Below are 18,620 nucleotides of genomic sequence, written 5' to 3'. Positions count from 1 at the left end.
GTTCGCAAGCCGGCGAGCGCGTCAGTTCGGCTGCACTTCCCAAAGCTGATTGACGTTGCCCAGGCATTCCCACATCTGCACGATGGCGCCATTGCGGATGCCGCCAGCCGAATCGTCCAGGCATTTGCCGTTCAACTCGCTGCGGATCTGGCCGCGGATCCGCCACGCCTGCGTGGTGGTGCCGGTGCACGCCATCATGCGCAGCGCGCCGCCGTTTTGGGCAGTGGTCGCTGCCTCCAGGCAATTGCCGCCGTAGCCCACGATCGAGCCGTTCTTGCTGAGTTGCCATTGCTGGTTCTTGGTGCCGTTGCAGTCCCAGAGTTGCACCGGCGTCCCGGCGGTGACGCCGAAACCGGCGACGTCCAGACAGCGTCCGGTCGAGACCCGGATCTCGCCGGTCGAGGGGTTGTACGACCAGCGCTGGTTGGTGCCGCCAAGATTGTCCCAGAGCTGCAGCCGCGCGCCGTTGTTCGACCCGAGCGCCACCACGTCCAGGACCTTGCCGCCACTGGCGATGAGCGAGGCATTGGTGAAGTACCAGCCCTGGTTCGAGGTGTTCAGCGATTGATAGAGCTGGATCGGTGCCCCGTTGGCGCGGCTCACGCCGCTGATGTCGAGCACCTTGTCGGTGCCCTCGCCGCGCAGGCTACGGCTGCCGCGCTTGAACGACCATTTTTGCTGGCGGAACCCGTTGCAGTCCCAGACCTGCATCGAGGCGCCATCGTTGGTATCTCCATTCCTGACATCGAGGCATTTGCCGGACGGGCCCATGATCTGTCCGGGCGAACTGGAATCGTCCAGCGGCACCACGGTCGGCCGGTACTGGACGACATTGGGCACCGTGGTGAGGAAGGCGCGGGCATTGTCGGCCTGATCCGGCACGCCGCAGGCTTGGCCGTTGCAGGTGCTGATCGCCGGCGACGAATACACCAGGATCTCGCTCTGTCCATTGACCGCGTAAGCCATCGTGGTGTGGAAGCTGCCGGTGTCGCTGCGGTGGCCGAAATTGAAGCCCGGCTCCTGGCCGGTTTCGTGCTGGTGGCCGGAGCCGAGGAGGTGGCCGAACTCGTGGGCGAGGGTGCCGCGGGTGCAGTAGTAGCCACCGTCGACGCCATCGGAGATCACCGCGTATCCCCAACGCGAATCGGTGCCGCCGGACTGCCAGGCGACACCACAGCTCTGCTGGGCGTTGTTGAAGCGTCGCACGAGGCCGACCATATCCGCGCCGAGCCGGTCGCGAGCATCATGCAGCGGCACCAACGCTGCGGCGGTCGCCTGGCTGACGCCGGTGAGTTCGTCGAGGGTACCGTTGTTCAGTGTGTTGTCCGGGTAGTCGACCTGCACGGTCCCGACCAGGCGATAGCGCACATTGATGTTGGCGTTGGCGAAGGATTGGTTCGCCGTCTCCACCAGATTGGTGAGCACGGTGTCGATCGCGGTGATACCGCCGCGGTAGTCCCGATAGCCCGGCGTATAGCCGAGCAGCACGTCGATCGTGTTGGTCGAGGTGCTGCCCGCCTGTGCGTTGACCTGCGCGAGGCTGCTGTACCCGGCGATATAGCCCTGCGCGGTATCGCCCGCAGGCAGTTGGATGACCGCATCGGCCAGGCGCCGCGCGTCCGCGCGGCTGCCGGCGGAATGCAGGTCGGCGCTGGCGGCCGCCATGATGTAGGGCTTGCCCTCGATGGTGGTGAGTTGGTAGGTCATGCCATCGATGGTGCCCAGCGACCCGAACACCGCGTCCTTGCCGAAACTGATGACCGTCTCGTTGCCCATCGGTTGGCCATCCACCCGGCCGACCCACGTCCAGATGCCGCGCCTGGCGTCGCGCCGGCTCTGATAGGTGATCCGCAGGTTCTTCCCGTCCGGCGTCGGCACCGTCATCGTGCCGTCGACGCTGGCCTTGATCGCGTGCGCCTCGCTGAGGGTGATGGGATACAGGGCGAACGCGCCGTCGTGTCCGGTCGGGGTGCGGCTGGTGTAGCGGACCAGGGCGCCGCTGTCCTTCGCGTCGAACAGGGACGCGCGCTGAGCTGCAGCCATTGGCGGCGCAGTGGTGGCCGCAGCGGACGCGTGCTTGCCGTCCGCGGTGGCGCTGTGTCTGTGATCGATAGCGCCCCCACAGGCACTCAGGCCGGTGCAAAGTAACGCTGCCACGCTCCAACCCATCGCTCTCGCGATTTGCATCGTCTATTCCCCTGTGGTGATTTTTCGCCATTCATCTATCGATGGCGCGCTTTTCCGGGGCGCCCGGAACTTGTCAAGGGTTAGAATCGACCCTGGCGGACAATTCTGTAGACATTTACGTTGCGCGGCCGGGGGGAAATCGCGTTGCGGGGAGCGCGTCCAGAAGTCACGTGGAGGACATCACAGATTCATTCGCCGACATGTGTCGGCTAGGCGTCCTGTCCATCAGGAGGGGAACGCCAACGGCATGTCCGCCGACCCCCGTGGTGTGCGAGGCCGGTCATCAGGAGATATGCGTTGGGGGCGTCACGGTGAAGGCTGCCGTGACAGGGATGCGGTGCAGATCAGGCCGCCGGCGGATGCCGCCGGCGCCGCACCAGGTCGCGGGCCAGGATGCCGACCACGGCGAGGTTGATCGCCAGCACCGCCCACGACGCCCAGCCGGGGTGGCGCACGATCGCGTAGACGTCGAACGGCAGGTAGATGGCCGCGGAGACGCAGCCCAGCAGCGAGGCCCAGGCCTTGGCGCGCCACAGGCCCCAGGCCTCGATGAGGTGCAGCACGCCGTAGGCGAGCATGCCGGCGGCGGCCAGGTGCACCGCGCCGGGGCTGATCATGGTCAGCAGCGAGGGCAGGGCACCGTGGTCCGGATCCAGGCTGAAGCGCACGATCAGCTTGTCCACCCCCGCGCGCAGCGGGGCCGGACCCATCAGTTCCAGCCCCGTGGCCGCCAGCACCGCGAGCAGGCCCTTGCCGGCCTCCAGCAGTGCGATCAGGTGCAGGCCCGGATGCGCGTGCGGATCCGGGTTGTACGCCTTGTCGGCGGCCATGGGCGTGCGCTGCCGCTTAGCCCGCGCGACCGGCGCGCTTGCGCTCGTTTTCGGTCAGGTGCTTCTTGCGCAAGCGGATCTCCTTCGGGGTGACTTCGACCAGTTCGTCGTCCTCGATGAAGTCCAGCGCCTGCTCCAGCGTGTACTTGATCGCCGGGGTCAGCTTGATCGCATCGTCCTTGCCCGAGGCGCGCATGTTGGTCAGCGGCTTGGTCTTGATCGCGTTGACGGTCAGGTCGTTGTCCTTGGAGTGGATGCCGACCAGTTGCCCTTCATACACGTTGTCGCCTTCGGCGGCAAACAGACGGCCGCGCTCTTCCAGCGGGCCCAGCGCGTAGGCGGGGGTGGCGCCCGGCGCGTTGGCGATCATCACGCCGTTCTGGCGCTTGGCGATGGCGCCCTGTTCCTTCGGGCCGTAGTGGTCGAACACGTGGAACAGCAGGCCCGAGCCCTGGGTCAGGGTGCGGAACTCGTTCTGGAAGCCGATCAGGCCACGCGCCGGGATCATGTAGTCCAGGCGCACGCGGCCCTTGCCGTCCGGCTCCATGTTCTTGAGCTGGCCCTTGCGGATGCCCAGCTTCTCCATCACGCCGCCCTGGTGCTGCTCTTCGATGTCCACCACCAACTGCTCGACCGGCTCCATCAGCTGCCCGTCGATCTCCTTGATGATCACTTCCGGGCGCGACACGGCCAGTTCGAAGCCTTCGCGGCGCATGTTCTCGATCAGCACCGACAGGTGCAGTTCGCCACGGCCGGACACCAGGAACTTGTCGGCGTCTTCCAGCTGCTGCACCTTCAGCGCCACGTTGTGCACGGTCTCGCGCTCCAGCCGGTCCTTGAGCTGGCGGCTGGTCAGGAACTTGCCGCCGGACAGGTCCTTGTTGCCGGCGAACGGCGAGTTGTTGACCTGGAAGGTCATCGAGATGGTCGGCTCGTCCACGGTCAGCGGCGGCAGCGCCTCGGGGGCTTCCAGCGCGCACACGGTGTCGGAAATGGTCAGTTCCTGGATGCCGGAGATGGCGACGATGTCGCCGGCCTGCGCGCTGTCCTGCTCGATGCGCTCCAGGCCCAGGAAGCCCAGCACCTGCAGCACCTTGCCCTGGCGCTTCTTGCCTTCGCGGTCGATCACCGCCACCGGCATGTTCTTCTTCAGCACGCCCCGCTGGATGCGGCCGATGCCGATCACGCCGACGAAGTTGTTGTAGTCCAGCTGGCTGATGCGCATCTGGAACGGGCCGTCCGGATCCACGTCCGGCTTCGGCGCGTGCTGCATGATCGCTTCGTACAGCGGGGTCATGTCGCCGTCGCGCACGCTGTCGTCCAGCGAGGCGTAGCCGTTCAGCGCCGAGGTGTAGACGATCGGGAAGTCGAGCTGCTCGTTGGTCGCGCCGAGCTTGTCGAACAGGTCGAACACCTGGTCGATCACCCAGTCCGGACGCGCGCCGGGGCGGTCGATCTTGTTGACCACCACGATCGGCTTGAAGCCCATTGCGAACGCCTTCTGGGTCACGAAGCGGGTCTGCGGCATCGGGCCGTCCATCGCGTCGACCAGGATCAGCACGGTGTCCACCATCGACAGCACGCGCTCCACCTCGCCGCCGAAGTCGGCGTGTCCGGGGGTGTCGACGATGTTGATGCGGTTGCCCTGCCAGGTGATGGCGGTGTTCTTGGCCAGGATGGTGATGCCGCGTTCCTTTTCCTGGTCGTTGCTGTCCATCACGCGCTCGGCCAACACCGTGCGCTCGGACAGGGTGCCGGACTGCTTCAGCAGGCAGTCGACGAGGGTGGTCTTGCCGTGGTCGACGTGGGCGACGATGGCGATATTGCGAAGATTTTCGATGGACATGCGAAAGGGGGCCAGCCGGCGCCAGAAGGAAGGAAAGGAAGCCACCTAGTATACCCGGATCCCGTGGCGCCTGCCGGCGCCCGGCGGCGGTGGGCCGGGCGGACCCGTTCAGGCGCCGGCGGCGGGCACGGGCGAAGCCTGAACAAGGCGCCGTGTATCCTATGCGCCCCTCATGACGCCCCCGTTTCCAAGGAATCCCATGTCCCTGATCGCCCATTTCGACACCGCCCGCGGCCCGATCAAGATCGAGCTGTATCCCGACAAGGCCCCGCTGACCGTGGCCAACTTCGTGAACCTGGCCAAGCGCGGCTTCTACGACGGGCTGAACTTCCACCGCGTGATCGCCGACTTCATGATCCAGGGCGGCTGCCCGGAAGGCTCCGGCCGCGGCGGCCCGGGCTACCGCTTCGAGGACGAGACCAACAACGGCGTGCGCCACGACCGCGGCGTGCTGTCCATGGCCAATGCCGGCCCCAGCACCAACGGCAGCCAGTTCTTCATCACCCACGTCGCCACCCCGTGGCTGGACGGCAAGCACACCGTGTTCGGCAAGGTGCTCGAGGGCCTGGACGTGGTCGACAGCGTTGCCCAGGGCGACGTGATCAACAAGATCACCATCGAAGGCGACGCCGACGCGGTGCTGGCGGCCAAGGCCGACCGCGTCGCCGAGTGGAACCGCACGCTCGACGCCTGATCCGGCGCTGTCCGCGCGTCCGGTCCTGCGGCCGGGCGCACGGACCCTGCGTGCTACCATTTCCCGGTTGATTGCCGCACCACACTGCCGATGACGATGCGCCCCCTTGTGTTGTGCCTGCTGCTGCTCGCCATCGGCGGCGGCGTGCACGCGTGGTGGCGCAGTACGACTTCGGCGCCGTCGGCCGCACTGGCCGCCGGCGACCCGCGGCGGCTGACCGGCAATGACGGCATCGTCATGCTCGCCGCCGACTGGTGCGGCTACTGCCGCCGGCAACAGGCCGATTTCGCCCGCGCCCAGGTCCGCTACACGGTCCTGGACGTGGAGCAGGAGGCCGGCCGCCAGGCCGCCGCCGCGCTGGGCCTGGAAGGCGTGCCGATCACCGTGATCGGCCAGCACGTGGTCGAAGGCTACGACACCGCCGCCCTGGACCTGCACCTGCAGCCGCTGGGCTATCGCGTCTACTGATCCACCCCACCCACTTTCTTAGCAGAGGAATCCCCCATGAAAGCACCCGTTCGTGTTGCCGTGACCGGCGCCGCCGGCCAGATCGGTTATGCCCTGCTGTTCCGCATCGCCTCGGGCGAAATGCTGGGCAAGGACCAGCCGGTGATCCTGCAGTTGCTGGAACTGCCGATGGAGAAGGCCCAGGCCGCGCTGAAGGGCGTGATGATGGAGCTGGAAGACTGCGCGTTCCCGCTGCTGGCCGGCATGGTCGGCACCGACGACGCCGAAGTGGCGTTCAAGGACGCCGACATCGCCCTGCTGGTCGGCGCGCGTCCGCGCGGCCCGGGCATGGAGCGCAAGGACCTGCTGCTGGAGAACGCCAAGATCTTCACCGCGCAGGGCGCGGCGCTGAACAAGGTGGCCAAGCGCGACGTCAAGGTGCTGGTGGTCGGCAACCCGGCCAACACCAACGCCTACATCGCCATGAAGTCGGCGCCGGACCTGAACCCGAAGAACTTCACCGCCATGCTGCGCCTGGACCACAACCGCGCGCTGAGCCAGCTCTCGCTCAAGCTCGGCAAGCCGGTCGGCGGCATCGAGAAGCTGGTGGTGTGGGGCAACCACAGCCCGACCATGTACCCGGACTACCGCTTCGCCACCGCCGACGGCGCTTCCATCGCCGAGGCGATCAACGACCAGGAATGGAATGCCGGCACCTTCATCCCGACCGTGGGCAAGCGCGGCGCGGCGATCATCGAAGCGCGCGGCCTGTCCTCGGCCGCCTCGGCCGCCAACGCCGCCATCGACCACGTGCGCGACTGGGTGCTGGGCAGCAACGGCAAGTGGGTGACGATGGGCGTGCCGTCCGACGGTTCCTACGGCATCCCGGAAGGCGTGATCTTCGGTTTCCCGGTCACCACCGAGAACGGCAAGTACACCATCGTCAAGGATCTGCCGATCGACGACTTCAGCCAGAAGTACGTCGACAAGACCCTGGCCGAACTGGAAGAAGAGCGCAGCGGCGTGGCCCACCTGCTGGGCTGATCGCCAACGCGATCGCGTCGTCACGGAACGCCGGGCCCCGCCCGGCGTTTCGCGTTGTAGGAAGCCCGACAGCATGATGAATCTGATCCACTGGCGGCTGTACGTCGCCGTCGTCGAGTGCGGCAGCATCAGCGCCGGTGCCGCGCGCTGCGGCATCACCCAGTCCGGCGCCAGCCAGGCCATCGCGCAGATGGAGCACGTACTGGGCGCCGTGCTGCTGCTGCGCGAGCGTGGACGGATCCGGCCCACCCCGTTCGGCGTGCGTGCGCTGGCACATGCGCGGGCGATGCTGGCCGAACTGGGGCAACTGCAGGCGCTGGCCAGGGCGCAGCGTGCGCCCGCCGCGCCGTCGCTGCGGGTGGCCGGATTCGCCTCGTCGCGGCCGTGGCTGGCGCCGCGCCTGCGCGCGTTCGAGCGGGCGCATCCGGACACGGGTGTGGTCTGGCTGGAAGGCAGCGACGAAGAAGTCGAGGCCTGGCTGGCGGCCGGCACGGTCGACCTGGGCGTGGTGCTGGATCCGGCAACGGAACGCGATGCCACGGTATTCGGCGAGGACGAATGGCTGGCGGTGCTGCCGACGGCGCTGGCGCGGCCGCAGGCGCGCGACATCGCCCTGGCGGAATTGCTGGCGCTGCCGTTCGTGCTGGCCACCGGCGGCTGCTGGCTGCATGCGCAGCGCCTGGCCGAACGCGCCGGGCTGGCGATCGCCGACTTGCGCCTGCAGGTGCGCGACTGGTCCAGCGCCTGGACCCTGGTGCGCGACGGCGCAGGCGCCAGCCTGCTGCCGGCGTCGGTACTGCCGGCCGAGCGCGACGGCGTGCAGGTGCTGCCGTTGCAGCCGCGGCTGCAGCGTCGCTTCGCGCTGGTCGCCGCGGCGCACCCGGCGTCTGCCGCACTGCAGTTGCGCGCTTTCCTGGAGCAAGCCATTAGCGGCGCTACTGACCCGCCCTGACATTCTTGTTTCTCCGCAGGCGGCCATGCCGCGCACACTGCGCGCGCCGACTGTCCGGCGTTCCTGCGAGACCGTTTCGATGCATCTCTATGCCGCTCCTGGCGCCTGTTCCCTGGCGCCGCACATCGTGCTGCGCGAACTGCAGCTGCCGTTCCGGCTGGTGCGCGTGGACAACCGCAGCAAGCGCACCGCCGAGGGCGAGGACTTCCGCGCGATCAATCCCAAGGGCTATGTGGCCGCGCTGCAACTGGACGACGGCCAGGTGCTGACCGAAGGGCCGGCGATCCTGCTGTATCTGGCCGACCGCTGTCCGCAGGCGGCGCTGGCACCACCGGCGGATGCAGGCGCCTTGCCGCGCTATCGCCTGTACGAGTGGCTGGCCTTCATCAACAGCGAACTGCATGCCGGCAGCGTGCCGCTGTTCGATGCCGCATTGGCGCCGGAGCGGCGCGCCGCGGTCGCTGCCCGCCTGCTGCAGCGCTATGGCCATGCCGAGAGCGCGCTGCAGGCGCGGCCATACCTGCTCGGCGACCGCTTCAGCGTGGCCGATGCCTACCTGTTCACCGTGCTCGGCTGGCTGCCGCGGTTCGGCCTGTCGCTGGCCGCGCATCCGGCGTTGGCCACCTACGCCACGCGCATCGCCCAGCGTCCCAGCGTGGTGGCGGCGCTGGCCGCCGAGCAGGCGCTGGCGCCGGCCTGAGCCGGCGGCGCGGGCGGGCGTGACGTTTGCGGTCGGCGCTGCGTGATGGCCGCGCTACGACGTGGCCTGCGGCGTGACTCCCCTGCTGGGCTGGCCGCGCGGAACTGGCGATTGCTGGAAACGCCGGGCAATGCCCGGCGTTTCCAGCAGGTGGCGCTATTTGACGAACAGCGTGCTCGATCCGAAATCGACGACCGCCTGATTGGCGGCCAGGAAATCGGCGCCTATCATGCCTCCGTTGGCTTGCTCGGGAGACGTCGGGCGCGTATCGCCGATGTAGTCATAGGTGTCCAGGATGCTGACAGGCGTTGGTCGGCTGTGCCAGTCGCCCATGGAAATCGTCACCGGCGCATCGGACCGGTACGTCTTGCCTGTCGCCCCGCTGGGGCCAGCGTAACTGCCGGAAACCGAGCGCGACAGTTGCGCGCGATCGGCCAGTGCGCTGTCCAGTTCCACCGTGCCGACGGTACTGACGTTGAGCCGGGTGCTCTGCCCGTTGATGGTGACGGGGACGGTGTATTCGCCGGAGGCATTTTGGCTCATCGGCTGTGCTGTATAGCCTTCTGCGAGCAGGCGCTTGTGCAGCTTCTGGACATTGTCCGGCGTTGGCGAGACCCAGGCCTGATTATGCTTGAAGTCGATGATCAACCTGTGGGAGGTGATCCAGGGCAGGCCGATCATGGCCGCTCGCTGGCCGATTGCCTCGAAGATGCTTGCGGTCGCATTTTTTTCGGTGACCCCGCCGATCGTCAGCGTTGCGATCCTGCCGGAATCTTCCCCTTCCTTGGTGGGCACCCCAGGTTCGCTGATTCCCGTACTCCCGACGTGCGTCAGCCGATCAATTCCGAGTTCGCGTGCACGCGCATGATTGACCTGGAAATAGAAGCCGGCATTTGAGTGAATGATGGCCAGCACCGGAATGCCGTTGACCTTGGTGTCGATCTGTGGCCGGTGGCCATTGCTTTCGATGATGCGGATCGGTACCGGATTGGCCGAGTCGCGAGCCTGGATCGAAGGGGAGGCGATACCTGCCATGAGCGCGACGGCGATGCAGGTTGCTGCAGGAAAATGGCGGCGCATGATTGTGCTTTCAGAGGGGCTGGCGGGAAGGAGAGTGTCATCGCGGCGATGTCAGCCGATGCAGCGGTTCCAGGCGGATGCCGTAAATGGCGTGTTTCCAGCGCCTGCGACCCTATCTGAAACCGTACCGCCGCCGCAATGCAGATTTTTGCGTCCTTGCGTCGCCCGACGTTGAGATGCGCGGCGGGCATGACCTTCGGCGCTCGGCCGCGGCGCGGCGGCCGTGCTAGGTTGCCGGGGTCATTCGAAAGGGGATTTCGATCATGCTCATGCCGTTCCGCTGGATCGGCGCGCTGGCGCTTGCCAGTGCGTTGCCCGTTACCGCCCACGCCGCCACCGCCGACAGTGGTTATCGGCAACCGCCCGAGCCGCTGCTCGGCGTGATGCGCGCGCCGCTCAATCCGTCGCCGCGGCTGGACCCGACCGGGCGCACCCTGCTGCTGGTCGAGCGCCAGGCCTACCCGCCGATCGCGCGCGTCGCCGAGCCGTACCTGAAACTGGCCGGGGTGCGCGTGGAACCGCGCACCCATGCCCGCCACGACATGTCCAACGGCTACGGCATCCGCGTCTGCCTGGACGGCTTCAGCCTGGTCGACGTGGCCAGCGGCAAGCAGACCGCGGTGACCTTGCCGGCCGGCGCCTGCCCGGCGCAGCCGGTGTGGTCGCCGGACGGGCGCCGCTTCGCGTTCAACAACACCGCCGCCGACCGCGTCGAGCTGTGGCTGGGCGACGTCGCCACCGGTACGGTGCGCCGCATCGACGGCGTGCAGCTCAACCCGGTGCTGGGCGGCGAGATCCAGTGGCTGGGCGGCAGCGACACGCTGCTGGTGCGCGCGGTGCCGCAGGACCTGGGTCCGGCACCGGTGAAGGCGGCGGTGCCGCCGGGGCCGGAGGTCAAGGAAGCGATCCGCGGCAAGGGCGAGAGCAGCACCTACGAGGCGCGCGACACCCTGTCCAGCCCCGAGGACGAGGCGCAGTTCACCTACTACGCCACGGCGCAACTGGTCACCGTGGATGCCGCCAGCGGCAAGCTGCGCACGGTCGGCAAGCCGGCGGTGTACTCGGTGGTCGACGGCGCGCCGGACGGCCGCCACGTGCGCGTGGAGCGCCTGCAGCGCCCGTACTCCTATGTCACCACCTATGGCCGCTTCGCCCACGACGTGGCGGTGCTGGACCTGGCCGACGGCAGCGAGCGGGTGCTGGCGAACCTGCCGGTGGCCGACCGCGTGCCGGTGCACGGCGTGCCGACCGGGCCGCGCGCCTATGGCTGGCGTGCCAACCAGCCGGCCACCCTGGTCTGGGCCGAGGCCCTGGACGGTGGCGACTGGAAGACGAACGTTCCTGCCCGCGACAAGCTGTTGACCCTGTCGGCGCCGTTCACCGGCAAGCCGCGCGAACTGGCCAAGGTGGCCCAGCGTTACGCCGGCCTGAGTTGGTTCGCGCAGGGTGGGCAGGCGCTGCTGGACGAGTACGACGAGAACCGCCACTGGCGCCGCACCACGCTGCTGGACGCGGACCGTCCCGGCAGCGCCGGGCGGGTGCTGTTCGACCTGTCCACCGACGATCTCTATGCCGATCCCGGCACCCCCGAACTGCGTCGCCTGGCCAACGGCGAGTACGTGCTGCGCGAGGACAACGGTGCGTTGTTCCTGAGCGGGCAGGGCGCCACGCCGGCCGGCGACCGGCCGTTCCTGGACCGCTACGACCTGGCGAGCGGCAAGACCCAGCGCCTGTTCCGCAGCGGCGCCGACGTCGACGAGGCCTTTGCCGGGTTCGCCGGCGACGATACCACCCGTCTGCTGACCTGGCGGCAGTCGCCGAGCGATCCGCCCAACGTCTACCTGCGCACGTTGGGCCAGGCGCAGCCGGCTGCCGTCGCGGGCGAGGCCGTGGTCGCCTCCACCCTGGCGCCGGTGACCCGCTTCCCCGACCCGACCCCGGTGGTGCGGCAGATCAAGAAGCGCCTGGTGACCTACAAGCGCAAGGATGGGGTGGAACTGTCCTTCACCCTGTACACGCCACCCGGCTACAAGGAAGGCACGCGGGTGCCGGCGATCCTCTACGCCTATCCGCTGGACTATGCCGATGCGTCCAAGGCCGGCCAGGTCAGCGGCGCCAACGACCGCGACTTCACCCGCCTGCATTCCTACCAGCTGTTGCTGCTGGCCGGCTACGCGATCATCGACGATGCCGCGTTCCCGATCGTCGGCGACCCCAAGACCGCCTACGACACCTACCTGCAGCAGCTGGTGGAGAACGCCCAGGCGGCGGTGGACAAGGCGGTGGAGTTGGGCGTGGTCGACCGCGACCGCATCGGCGTCACCGGCCACAGCCACGGCGCGCTGATGGCGGCCAACCTGCTGGCGCATACCGACCTGTTCCGCGCCGGCGTGGCCACCAGCGGCAGCTACAACAAGACCCTGACCCCGTTCGGTTTCCAGAACGAGCGGCGCTCGTTCTGGGCGGCGCCGGAGGTGTACGCGCAGGCCTCGGCGTTCTTCCATGCCGACAAGATCAACGAGCCGCTGCTGCTGGTGCACGGCATGGACGACGCCAACCCCGGCACCGAGACCACCCAGGCCCCGCGCATGTTCCAGGCCATCCGCGGCCTCGGCGGCACCGCGCGGCTGGTGCTGCTGCCGTTCGAACCGCACTGGTACACCGCGCGCGAGTCCAACGAGGACGTGGTGGCGGAAATGCTGGAGTGGTTCGACCGCTACGTGAAGCAGGCGCCGCCGCGTGCGGCGTCGGCGACCGCGGCGGCACAGAAGCAATAACGCGACGACCTGGGAGCGCACGATGAAATTGCGTTTTCTTTGCGTGCCAGTGCTGCTGGCACTCACCGCATGCGGTGCAGTCGACACGGTGAAGAATGCCTACGCGCATTCGCAGGAAGTGGCGGCCGACCTGGAGAAATCGGTCGGCAGCAAGCCGATGGTCGGCTTCAACTGGGCCAATGGTGCGCTGGTCCAGGTCACGGTCAATTTCCAGGGCGTGCCGCACAAGCCGCTGGCGCAGATCGTGCAACTCAGCAAGGATTCGGTGGCCACGCGCTTCGAGCAGGCGCCGGGGAATGTGGTGGTGACATTTACGGTGCCGGGGAAGTAGGACGTGAGGCAACCGCCTCCATTGGAGGAAGCGGCAAAAGCGAGCGGTAATCAGGTCAGATCAAGCTAAGGAGAGAGCTGATGGCGAAGCGCGAAGATCTTCAAGATTGGGTTGTTGCAGCACTGAAGGCGCATGCAGGCTCAGCCAGCATCGTTCAAGTGGCGCAGCACATTTGGACGCATCATGAGAAAGAGCTCCATGCATCTGGAGAGCTATTCTTTACTTGGCAGTACGACATGCGGTGGGCATGCACACGCTTGCGTGAGCGTAAGATCGTTCAATCGGCTGAAGTTTCAAAACGTGGCGAATGGCGCCTTGCAAGCTGACAGTTCATCCGAGTGGAACTGCTTCGCAGGTGGCTTAACTAACCCGGTTAGATAGTGTCGAGCAATTTCATGCTATCCAAAGCCTTGCTTGTTCTCCTGGCTCTTGTCAGTGCCTTTCTTGGCTATCGTGTCCTTCTTCTAGAGTCAGAGGTGCATGCGCTTCAGCGCAATGCGGCAATTGCCGTGCTTTCGGCCGAAATTGCAAACAGAAAGGTCGGGGCTTTTGCGCCTTACTTTGCGGAGGACAAGGAAGCATTTGCCAACGCTTGGCTAGATGGAGCCAATATGCCAGGAGCTGTATTTCCGGAAGATGTTTTGGTTCCTCTTCAGCAAGAGCTGGCTCGGCGGAGAGCGGAGCCGGTGTCGCAAAAGCTCAAGGCTGAAACCTTCCATTAGCCCCTTGTTGCTTTCAAAGCGGCTCCTTCGCTGCATGGCGCAACTCAGGCGGTAGCCGCCTAACCCCTTCGACCAAGGTCGGAACGACGTCCTCCCCGCCAAAGGACTATGCTCGGAGCCGGTGCACCGGCCTTGGGAGGGGCGGCATGGACTACGCGACGCTGTACCGACGTTCGATCGAGCGGCCCGAGGAATTCTGGGCCGAGCAGGCCCAGGCGATCCATTGGGAGCGCCCGCCGCAGGCGATCCTGGAGTACGACACGCCGCCGTTCCGGCGCTGGTTCGTCGGCGGGCTGACCAACCTGTGCCACAACGCGGTGGACCGGCATCTGCCCGAGCGCGCCGCGCAGCTGGCGCTGGTCGCGGTGTCCAGCGAAACCGGGCAGACCCAGGAGATCACCTATGCGCAGCTGCACCGCGAGGTCAACGCCTTCGCCGCGGTGCTGCAGCGGCTGGACGTGCAGCGCGGCGACCGCGTGGTCATCTACATGCCGAACATGGCCGAGGCGGTGTACGCGATGCTGGCCTGCGCGCGCATCGGTGCGGTGCACTCGGTGGTGTTCGGCGGCTTCGCCGCGCACAACCTGGCGCTGCGCATCGACGATGCGCGGCCCAAGCTGCTGATCGCCGCCGACGCCGGCAGCCGCGGTGGCAAGCGCATCCCCTACAAGCCGCTGGTCGATGCCGCCTGCGCCGAGGCCAGCGCGCCGCCGCCGACGGTGCTGATCGTCTCGCGCGGGCTGGACCCGGCGCTGCCGCGCGTGCCCGGGCGCGACGTCGATTATGCCGAGCTGCGTGCCGAAGTCGGCGATGCGCAGGTGCCGGTGGTGTGGCTGGAATCCAACGAACCCAGCTACCTCTTGTACACCTCCGGCACCACTGGCAAGCCCAAGGGCGTGCAGCGCGATGTCGGCGGGCATGCGGTGGCGCTGGCGCTGTCGATGCGCACGGTGTTCGACTGCGGCCCCGGGCAGGCCATGTTCTCCACCTCGGACGTGGGCTGGGCGGTGGGGCATTCGTACAACGTATACGGCCCGCTGATCGTCGGCGCGACCTCGCTGCTGTACGAAGGCCTGCCGGTACAACCGGATCCGGGGGTGTGGTGGGCGCTGTGCGAGAAGTACCGGGTACGCACCATGTTCTCCTCGCCGACCGCGATCCGCGTGCTGAAGAAGCATCCGGCGCGCTATCTGCGCGAGCGCGACCTGAGCGCGCTGCGCTATCTGTTCCTGGCCGGCGAGCCCCTGGACGAGCCGACCGCACTGTGGATCGGCGAAGCGCTGGGCAAGCCGGTGATCGACAACTACTGGCAGACCGAAACCGGCTGGCCGGTGCTGACGTTGTTGCCGGGCGTCGAGCTGCGGCCGGTCAAGCCGGGGTCGCCGGGCTTTCCCAACCTCGGCTATCGCACGCGCATCGTCGACGAGCACGGCGTCGAGGTACCGGCGGGACGCAAGGGCGTGCTGGTGATCGAGCCGCCGTTGCCGCCGGGCTGCATGACCACGGTGTGGAACGACGATGCGCGTTTCCTGCGCAGTTACTTCAGCCACTTCGACACGTTGCTGTACAGCTCGCTGGACTGGGCGATCCGCGACGAGGACGGCTACACCTTCATCCTTGGCCGCACCGACGACGTGATCAACGTGGCCGGACATCGCCTGGGCACGCGCGAGATCGAGGAAGCCATCGCCGGCCACGCCGACGTGGCCGAAGTCGCGGTGATCGGCATGCACGATGAATTGAAGGGGCAGGTGCCGGTGGTGTTCGCGACGCTGAAACAGGCCGCGCCCGATGCCGCGGCGGTGGTCGAGGAGTTGCGCCAGTGCGTGGTGCAGCGGCTCGGCGCGGTGGCGCGGCCGGCGCAGGTGTATCTGGTGCAGGCCTTGCCGAAGACGCGTTCGGGCAAGCTGTTGCGGCGTTCGTTGCAGGCGCTGGCCGAGCAGCGCGATCCGGGCGATCTGTCGACGCTGGACGACCCTGGCGCGCTGGAGGAAATCCGCCGCGCCTTGCGCGGTTGACGCCACCAGGACGACGCCAGCGCGCCCGCGCCGGCGTTCGCAGCGCCGCTCAGCTGAGGCCTTCGGCCTGCAGCGCCGCCTGCACCTGCGGATCGGCGGACATGCGTTCGAAGTGCAATTGCAGATTGGCACCAAGCGCGATCTGCTGCGCGCGCGCCCAGCGCAGGGTGACGAACAGATAGGCGTCGGCGATGGAACGGCGCGCGCCACCGAGCCAGGTCTGTTGTTCCAGCGCCGACTCCACACGCGTGTACAGCGTGCGCACGCGCTCGCGTGCGTGCTCCTGGGTGCGCGCGATCACCGCGGCATCGTCCAGATAGCGGGTGCTGCCGAACAGCGGATGAAACGCCGGATGCAGATCGGCGTTGAGGAAGGCCAGCCAACGCTGCACCTCGGCGCGGCTGCGCGGGCTGCCGTCGCCGGCCAGTTGCGTGTCGGGCGCGAGGTCGGCGATGTAGTTGAGGATCGCCGAGTTCTGGGTGAGCACCCAGTCGTCCATCTGCAGCGCGGGCACTGCGCCGGCCGGATTGATCGCCAGATACGCAGGCGCCTTCATCGCGGCGGCATCGAGCAGCTTCAGTTCGAACGGCAATCCGGCCCAGCGCAGCGCGATGTGATCGGCCAGCGAACAGGCGCCGGGCTTGGAATAGAGTTTCATGGCAGGCGGCTCCGCATCGAAGTCAGGACGGCAGAGCGTACCTGCTGCGCGGGGCGCTTGGCGATCAGACGCGCCGTGTGCGGCGCGCGGGAGCCTGCGTCAGGCCATGCCTGGGCGGCGCGCGATTACGACGCGTTGCGCGGGCGCAGCTTCTGCACGCGATAGAACGTGTGGTCGCCGATGGTCGCGACCTGATACGCGTTGCGCCAGCTCGGGCTGGCGATGGCATGCGCGGCGAAATGGCTGGCGCCGGGCACGATCTCCTTGCGCTGGCCCTGCGGCAGCGCCCAGTTGCGCTCGGCGGCGAAGGCGACCTTGACCGCGTCGGCCCAGGCGTCGTCGTTCTTCAGTTCGGTGCCCGGCTTCACCAGGCCCGGTGCGAACTGTTTGCGCGCGGTGACGACCTGGCACATCGAGTCGCCCCACAGGCCGCTGTCCAGGCGACGCAGCGCGACTTCGGCAACGGCTTGCTGTCCGCGCAGCGTCTGGTCGCGCGCTTCCAGGTACACAGTGGTGCTGAGGCACAGCGAATCGGCAGCGGGTTGCGGCAACAACTGCGACAGCCAGAGAATCCAGGCCAGTTTCATCGTACTCCTTGCTCCGTATGGGCCGTCGTGGCGCTGCGCCGGAATGGCGCGGCAAGCGATGCGGCTTGGCGTCATGGGGAGGCGGCCTGTCACGGGCCGCCCGGGTGCCGGCAATCTGAAGTCCGGCGGGACCCGCCAAGATGGGCGGATCGGAAGAGGGGCGCACAATAGGCGCCGCTTCCCGAATCGCAACTGAACCCCGGGCCTTGACAGGGTTCACATCTTGCGCGGTGGCAATGCCGTCGTGCCTGGCCGCACGACGGCATGGGCAGTGCCGTGCTGCGGTGCATCACGCTCAGGGGAACTGCTGGCGTTGCATCAGCATTGCGTACACCTTGACCACCGGATCGGCGTGCTCGCTCAGTTGCGCGAGGCGTTGGTCGCGATCGGGCCAGCGTTGCGCCTGATCCGCGAGCACGCGCAGGTCGCCGAACCAGGTGTCGTGGTCTTTCGCGTAGTACGGTCCGCTCAGCAGCGTGGCGAGCAGGGCCATGCCGCGATCGCGCGCGGCGCCAGCCGGCGCGTACTCCAGATAGCGCAGTAGTTCGCGCAGGCGCGCGCGCTGCACGCGGCCGCTGCCGTCGCCGGCCGCGGTCTGCTGCAGTACGCCGTGGTCGAGCTGGTCGAGGAACTCCATCGACGCTTTTTCCGTGGCGGGATCGCCGGCACTGGCGGTGGGGTCCAGCAATTGCGCACGGATGTTGTAGCCGGCCTGGCGGATCAGCGAAATCGCATCCGCATCGACCGTCAGCGCGGGCACCGGCGGCGCCGGCATGATGCGGTCGGCCGGCACGTCGGCGACGAAGCGCTGCTCGAGCAGCCAATGCTCGCCGAGCACGCTGGACGCACAGCGGGTCTGCGCCAGATGCGCGGCGACATAGCCACGGTAGGCGCCCTGCAGGCGCTCGCGCAGCGCGGGATCGGCCAGCTGCTGCAGCAACAACGGCATGTCGCCGGCCACACTCAGTTCGGTGGCGGTGAAACCGGGATCGTCGCCGCGGATACGTTCGAACATGCGCACCAGGCTGTCGGCGAGCTTTGCCTGTCCGGCGCTGTCCAGCGGAGTACCGGCCAACACCATCTTCAGCGCCGGCGCGGTGTCGGTTTCGTGTTGCGCCGCGTCCACGCGTGCGGCGAGCGCACTGGCGCGCGCTGCCGGTTGTGCCGGCTGCAGTGTGCTGGCCAACGCATAGCTCGGGCTCGGATCGTCGAGATCGTCCGCATCGCAACTGCCTGCGTGCGGCGTCGGCAGTGTGGCGAACAGCGTTTGCGCCTGCGCCGGCGTGGCGTGCTGGGCGGCGCGCGTCTGCAGCGTCAGTTGATCCAGGCCGGCGGTGCGCGGCGTGCGCAATTCGTTGTCGCGCTCTGCGTCGATGCTGCCGACGCGGGCCAGGCCAGGCATGCGCCGTTGCGCGCGCTCGGCCAGTGCCACGGCCTGTTCCGTCAATCGTTGTGCGGCAGCGGCGCGATCGCCGTCGGCTGGCAGATCGGCGGAGGGGGCGAGGCGCAGCAGCACATCCGCCTGGAAGTCGGCCGGCAGCGCCTGCGCCGCGACGAGCACCGCGCTGGCAGGCGGTCCGGGCATGGCGCTGCCGGTCGCCGAAGCGATGCCCGTGGGCAGCGGGGTCTGCGCGTTTGCCGGGCCAGCATGCGGGTGCGTTGCGAGGGAGGCGGGCGCTGCGGTTTGCGCGCCGTGCGCGGTGGCCGCGCGTTGCAGCAGCGGCACGCACGCGCCGGCGACCAGCAG

At 67.8% G+C, this 18,620-nt stretch carries 17 protein-coding genes; 10 read left to right on the top strand and 7 right to left on the bottom strand.

The features are described from left to right. Window positions 1-21 precede the first annotated feature (21 nt). From M3U25_RS14715 to typA, 3 genes are all read right to left on the bottom strand, one after another. On the bottom strand, window positions 22-2,187 hold the full coding sequence (locus M3U25_RS14715; protein ID WP_355500765.1) for a ricin-type beta-trefoil lectin domain protein: 2,166 nt from the start codon (window positions 2,185-2,187) through the stop codon (window positions 22-24). Window positions 2,188-2,531: 344 nt separating this feature from the next. Then, on the bottom strand, window positions 2,532-3,017 hold the full coding sequence (locus tag M3U25_RS14710) for a DUF2127 domain-containing protein (protein ID WP_184502557.1): 486 nt from the start codon (window positions 3,015-3,017) through the stop codon (window positions 2,532-2,534). A gap of 16 nt (window positions 3,018-3,033) precedes the next feature. Further along, entirely contained in the window at window positions 3,034-4,863 is a 1,830-nt protein-coding gene (gene typA, locus M3U25_RS14705) for a translational GTPase TypA (RefSeq protein WP_010340464.1), read from the bottom strand. Between the two features lie 199 nt (window positions 4,864-5,062). Between typA and M3U25_RS14700 the strand changes: the two genes are divergently transcribed. The 5 genes from M3U25_RS14700 (at window position 5,063) to gstA (ending at window position 8,700) form a co-directional block, all read left to right on the top strand. Next, the gene (locus M3U25_RS14700) at window positions 5,063-5,557 is read left to right on the top strand and encodes a peptidylprolyl isomerase (protein ID WP_355500770.1); all 495 of its coding nucleotides are present in this window, start codon (window positions 5,063-5,065) and stop codon (window positions 5,555-5,557) included. A 90-nt stretch (window positions 5,558-5,647) separates the two neighbouring features. Further along, window positions 5,648-6,025, top strand: a complete 378-nt coding sequence (locus M3U25_RS14695) for a glutaredoxin family protein (protein ID WP_355500773.1) — start codon at window positions 5,648-5,650, stop codon at window positions 6,023-6,025. Between the two features lie 36 nt (window positions 6,026-6,061). Continuing rightward, the gene (locus M3U25_RS14690; RefSeq protein WP_209248487.1) at window positions 6,062-7,048 is read left to right on the top strand and encodes a malate dehydrogenase; all 987 of its coding nucleotides are present in this window, start codon (window positions 6,062-6,064) and stop codon (window positions 7,046-7,048) included. A 73-nt stretch (window positions 7,049-7,121) separates the two neighbouring features. Then, window positions 7,122-8,000, top strand: a complete 879-nt coding sequence (locus M3U25_RS14685) for a LysR family transcriptional regulator (protein ID WP_355500776.1) — start codon at window positions 7,122-7,124, stop codon at window positions 7,998-8,000. 79 nt (window positions 8,001-8,079) lie between these two features. Then, window positions 8,080-8,700, top strand: coding sequence for a glutathione transferase GstA (gene gstA / locus M3U25_RS14680; RefSeq protein WP_355500779.1), 621 nt, complete (start codon window positions 8,080-8,082; stop codon window positions 8,698-8,700). A 156-nt stretch (window positions 8,701-8,856) separates the two neighbouring features. On the opposite strand, the gene M3U25_RS14675 is transcribed toward gstA, so the two are convergent. Next, the gene (locus tag M3U25_RS14675; protein ID WP_355500782.1) at window positions 8,857-9,780 is read right to left on the bottom strand and encodes a hypothetical protein; all 924 of its coding nucleotides are present in this window, start codon (window positions 9,778-9,780) and stop codon (window positions 8,857-8,859) included. 263 nt (window positions 9,781-10,043) lie between these two features. On the opposite strand from M3U25_RS14675, the gene M3U25_RS14670 reads away from it, so the two are divergent. From M3U25_RS14670 to prpE, 5 genes are all read left to right on the top strand, one after another. Next, on the top strand, window positions 10,044-12,557 hold the full coding sequence (locus M3U25_RS14670; RefSeq protein ID WP_355500784.1) for a prolyl oligopeptidase family serine peptidase: 2,514 nt from the start codon (window positions 10,044-10,046) through the stop codon (window positions 12,555-12,557). A gap of 22 nt (window positions 12,558-12,579) precedes the next feature. Continuing rightward, window positions 12,580-12,888, top strand: a complete 309-nt coding sequence (locus tag M3U25_RS14665; protein WP_355500787.1) for a hypothetical protein — start codon at window positions 12,580-12,582, stop codon at window positions 12,886-12,888. 80 nt (window positions 12,889-12,968) lie between these two features. Further along, a complete protein-coding gene (locus M3U25_RS14660; RefSeq protein WP_242160330.1) occupies window positions 12,969-13,214 on the top strand; it encodes a hypothetical protein in 246 nt (81 codons plus the stop codon). Between the two features lie 54 nt (window positions 13,215-13,268). Further along, window positions 13,269-13,610 carry a hypothetical protein gene (locus M3U25_RS14655; RefSeq protein ID WP_242160331.1) on the top strand — a complete coding sequence of 114 codons (342 nt, stop codon included), beginning with the start codon at window positions 13,269-13,271 and terminating at the stop codon, window positions 13,608-13,610. Window positions 13,611-13,756: 146 nt separating this feature from the next. Continuing rightward, complete coding sequence (gene prpE, locus M3U25_RS14650) at window positions 13,757-15,628, top strand: propionate--CoA ligase (protein WP_355500791.1); 1,872 nt, start codon at window positions 13,757-13,759, stop codon at window positions 15,626-15,628. A gap of 49 nt (window positions 15,629-15,677) precedes the next feature. Here prpE and M3U25_RS14645 read toward each other — a convergent pair whose 3' ends face one another. From M3U25_RS14645 to M3U25_RS14635, 3 genes are all read right to left on the bottom strand, one after another. Further along, entirely contained in the window at window positions 15,678-16,286 is a 609-nt protein-coding gene (locus M3U25_RS14645; RefSeq protein WP_355500794.1) for a glutathione S-transferase N-terminal domain-containing protein, read from the bottom strand. A 125-nt stretch (window positions 16,287-16,411) separates the two neighbouring features. Beyond that, window positions 16,412-16,873 carry a cell wall hydrolase gene (locus tag M3U25_RS14640; protein ID WP_019797714.1) on the bottom strand — a complete coding sequence of 154 codons (462 nt, stop codon included), beginning with the start codon at window positions 16,871-16,873 and terminating at the stop codon, window positions 16,412-16,414. A 295-nt stretch (window positions 16,874-17,168) separates the two neighbouring features. After that, window positions 17,169-18,458: a hypothetical protein gene (locus M3U25_RS14635; RefSeq protein WP_355500798.1), complete on the bottom strand. Its 1,290-nt coding sequence runs from the start codon at window positions 18,456-18,458 to the stop codon at window positions 17,169-17,171. Between the last annotated feature and the right edge of the window lie 162 nt (window positions 18,459-18,620).

Origin of the sequence: Xanthomonas sp. PPL134, assembly GCF_040595915.1 — a bacterium.
GTDB lineage: Bacteria > Pseudomonadota > Gammaproteobacteria > Xanthomonadales > Xanthomonadaceae > Xanthomonas_A > Xanthomonas_A indica.
This window is presented reverse-complemented; position numbering and strand designations above follow the sequence as displayed.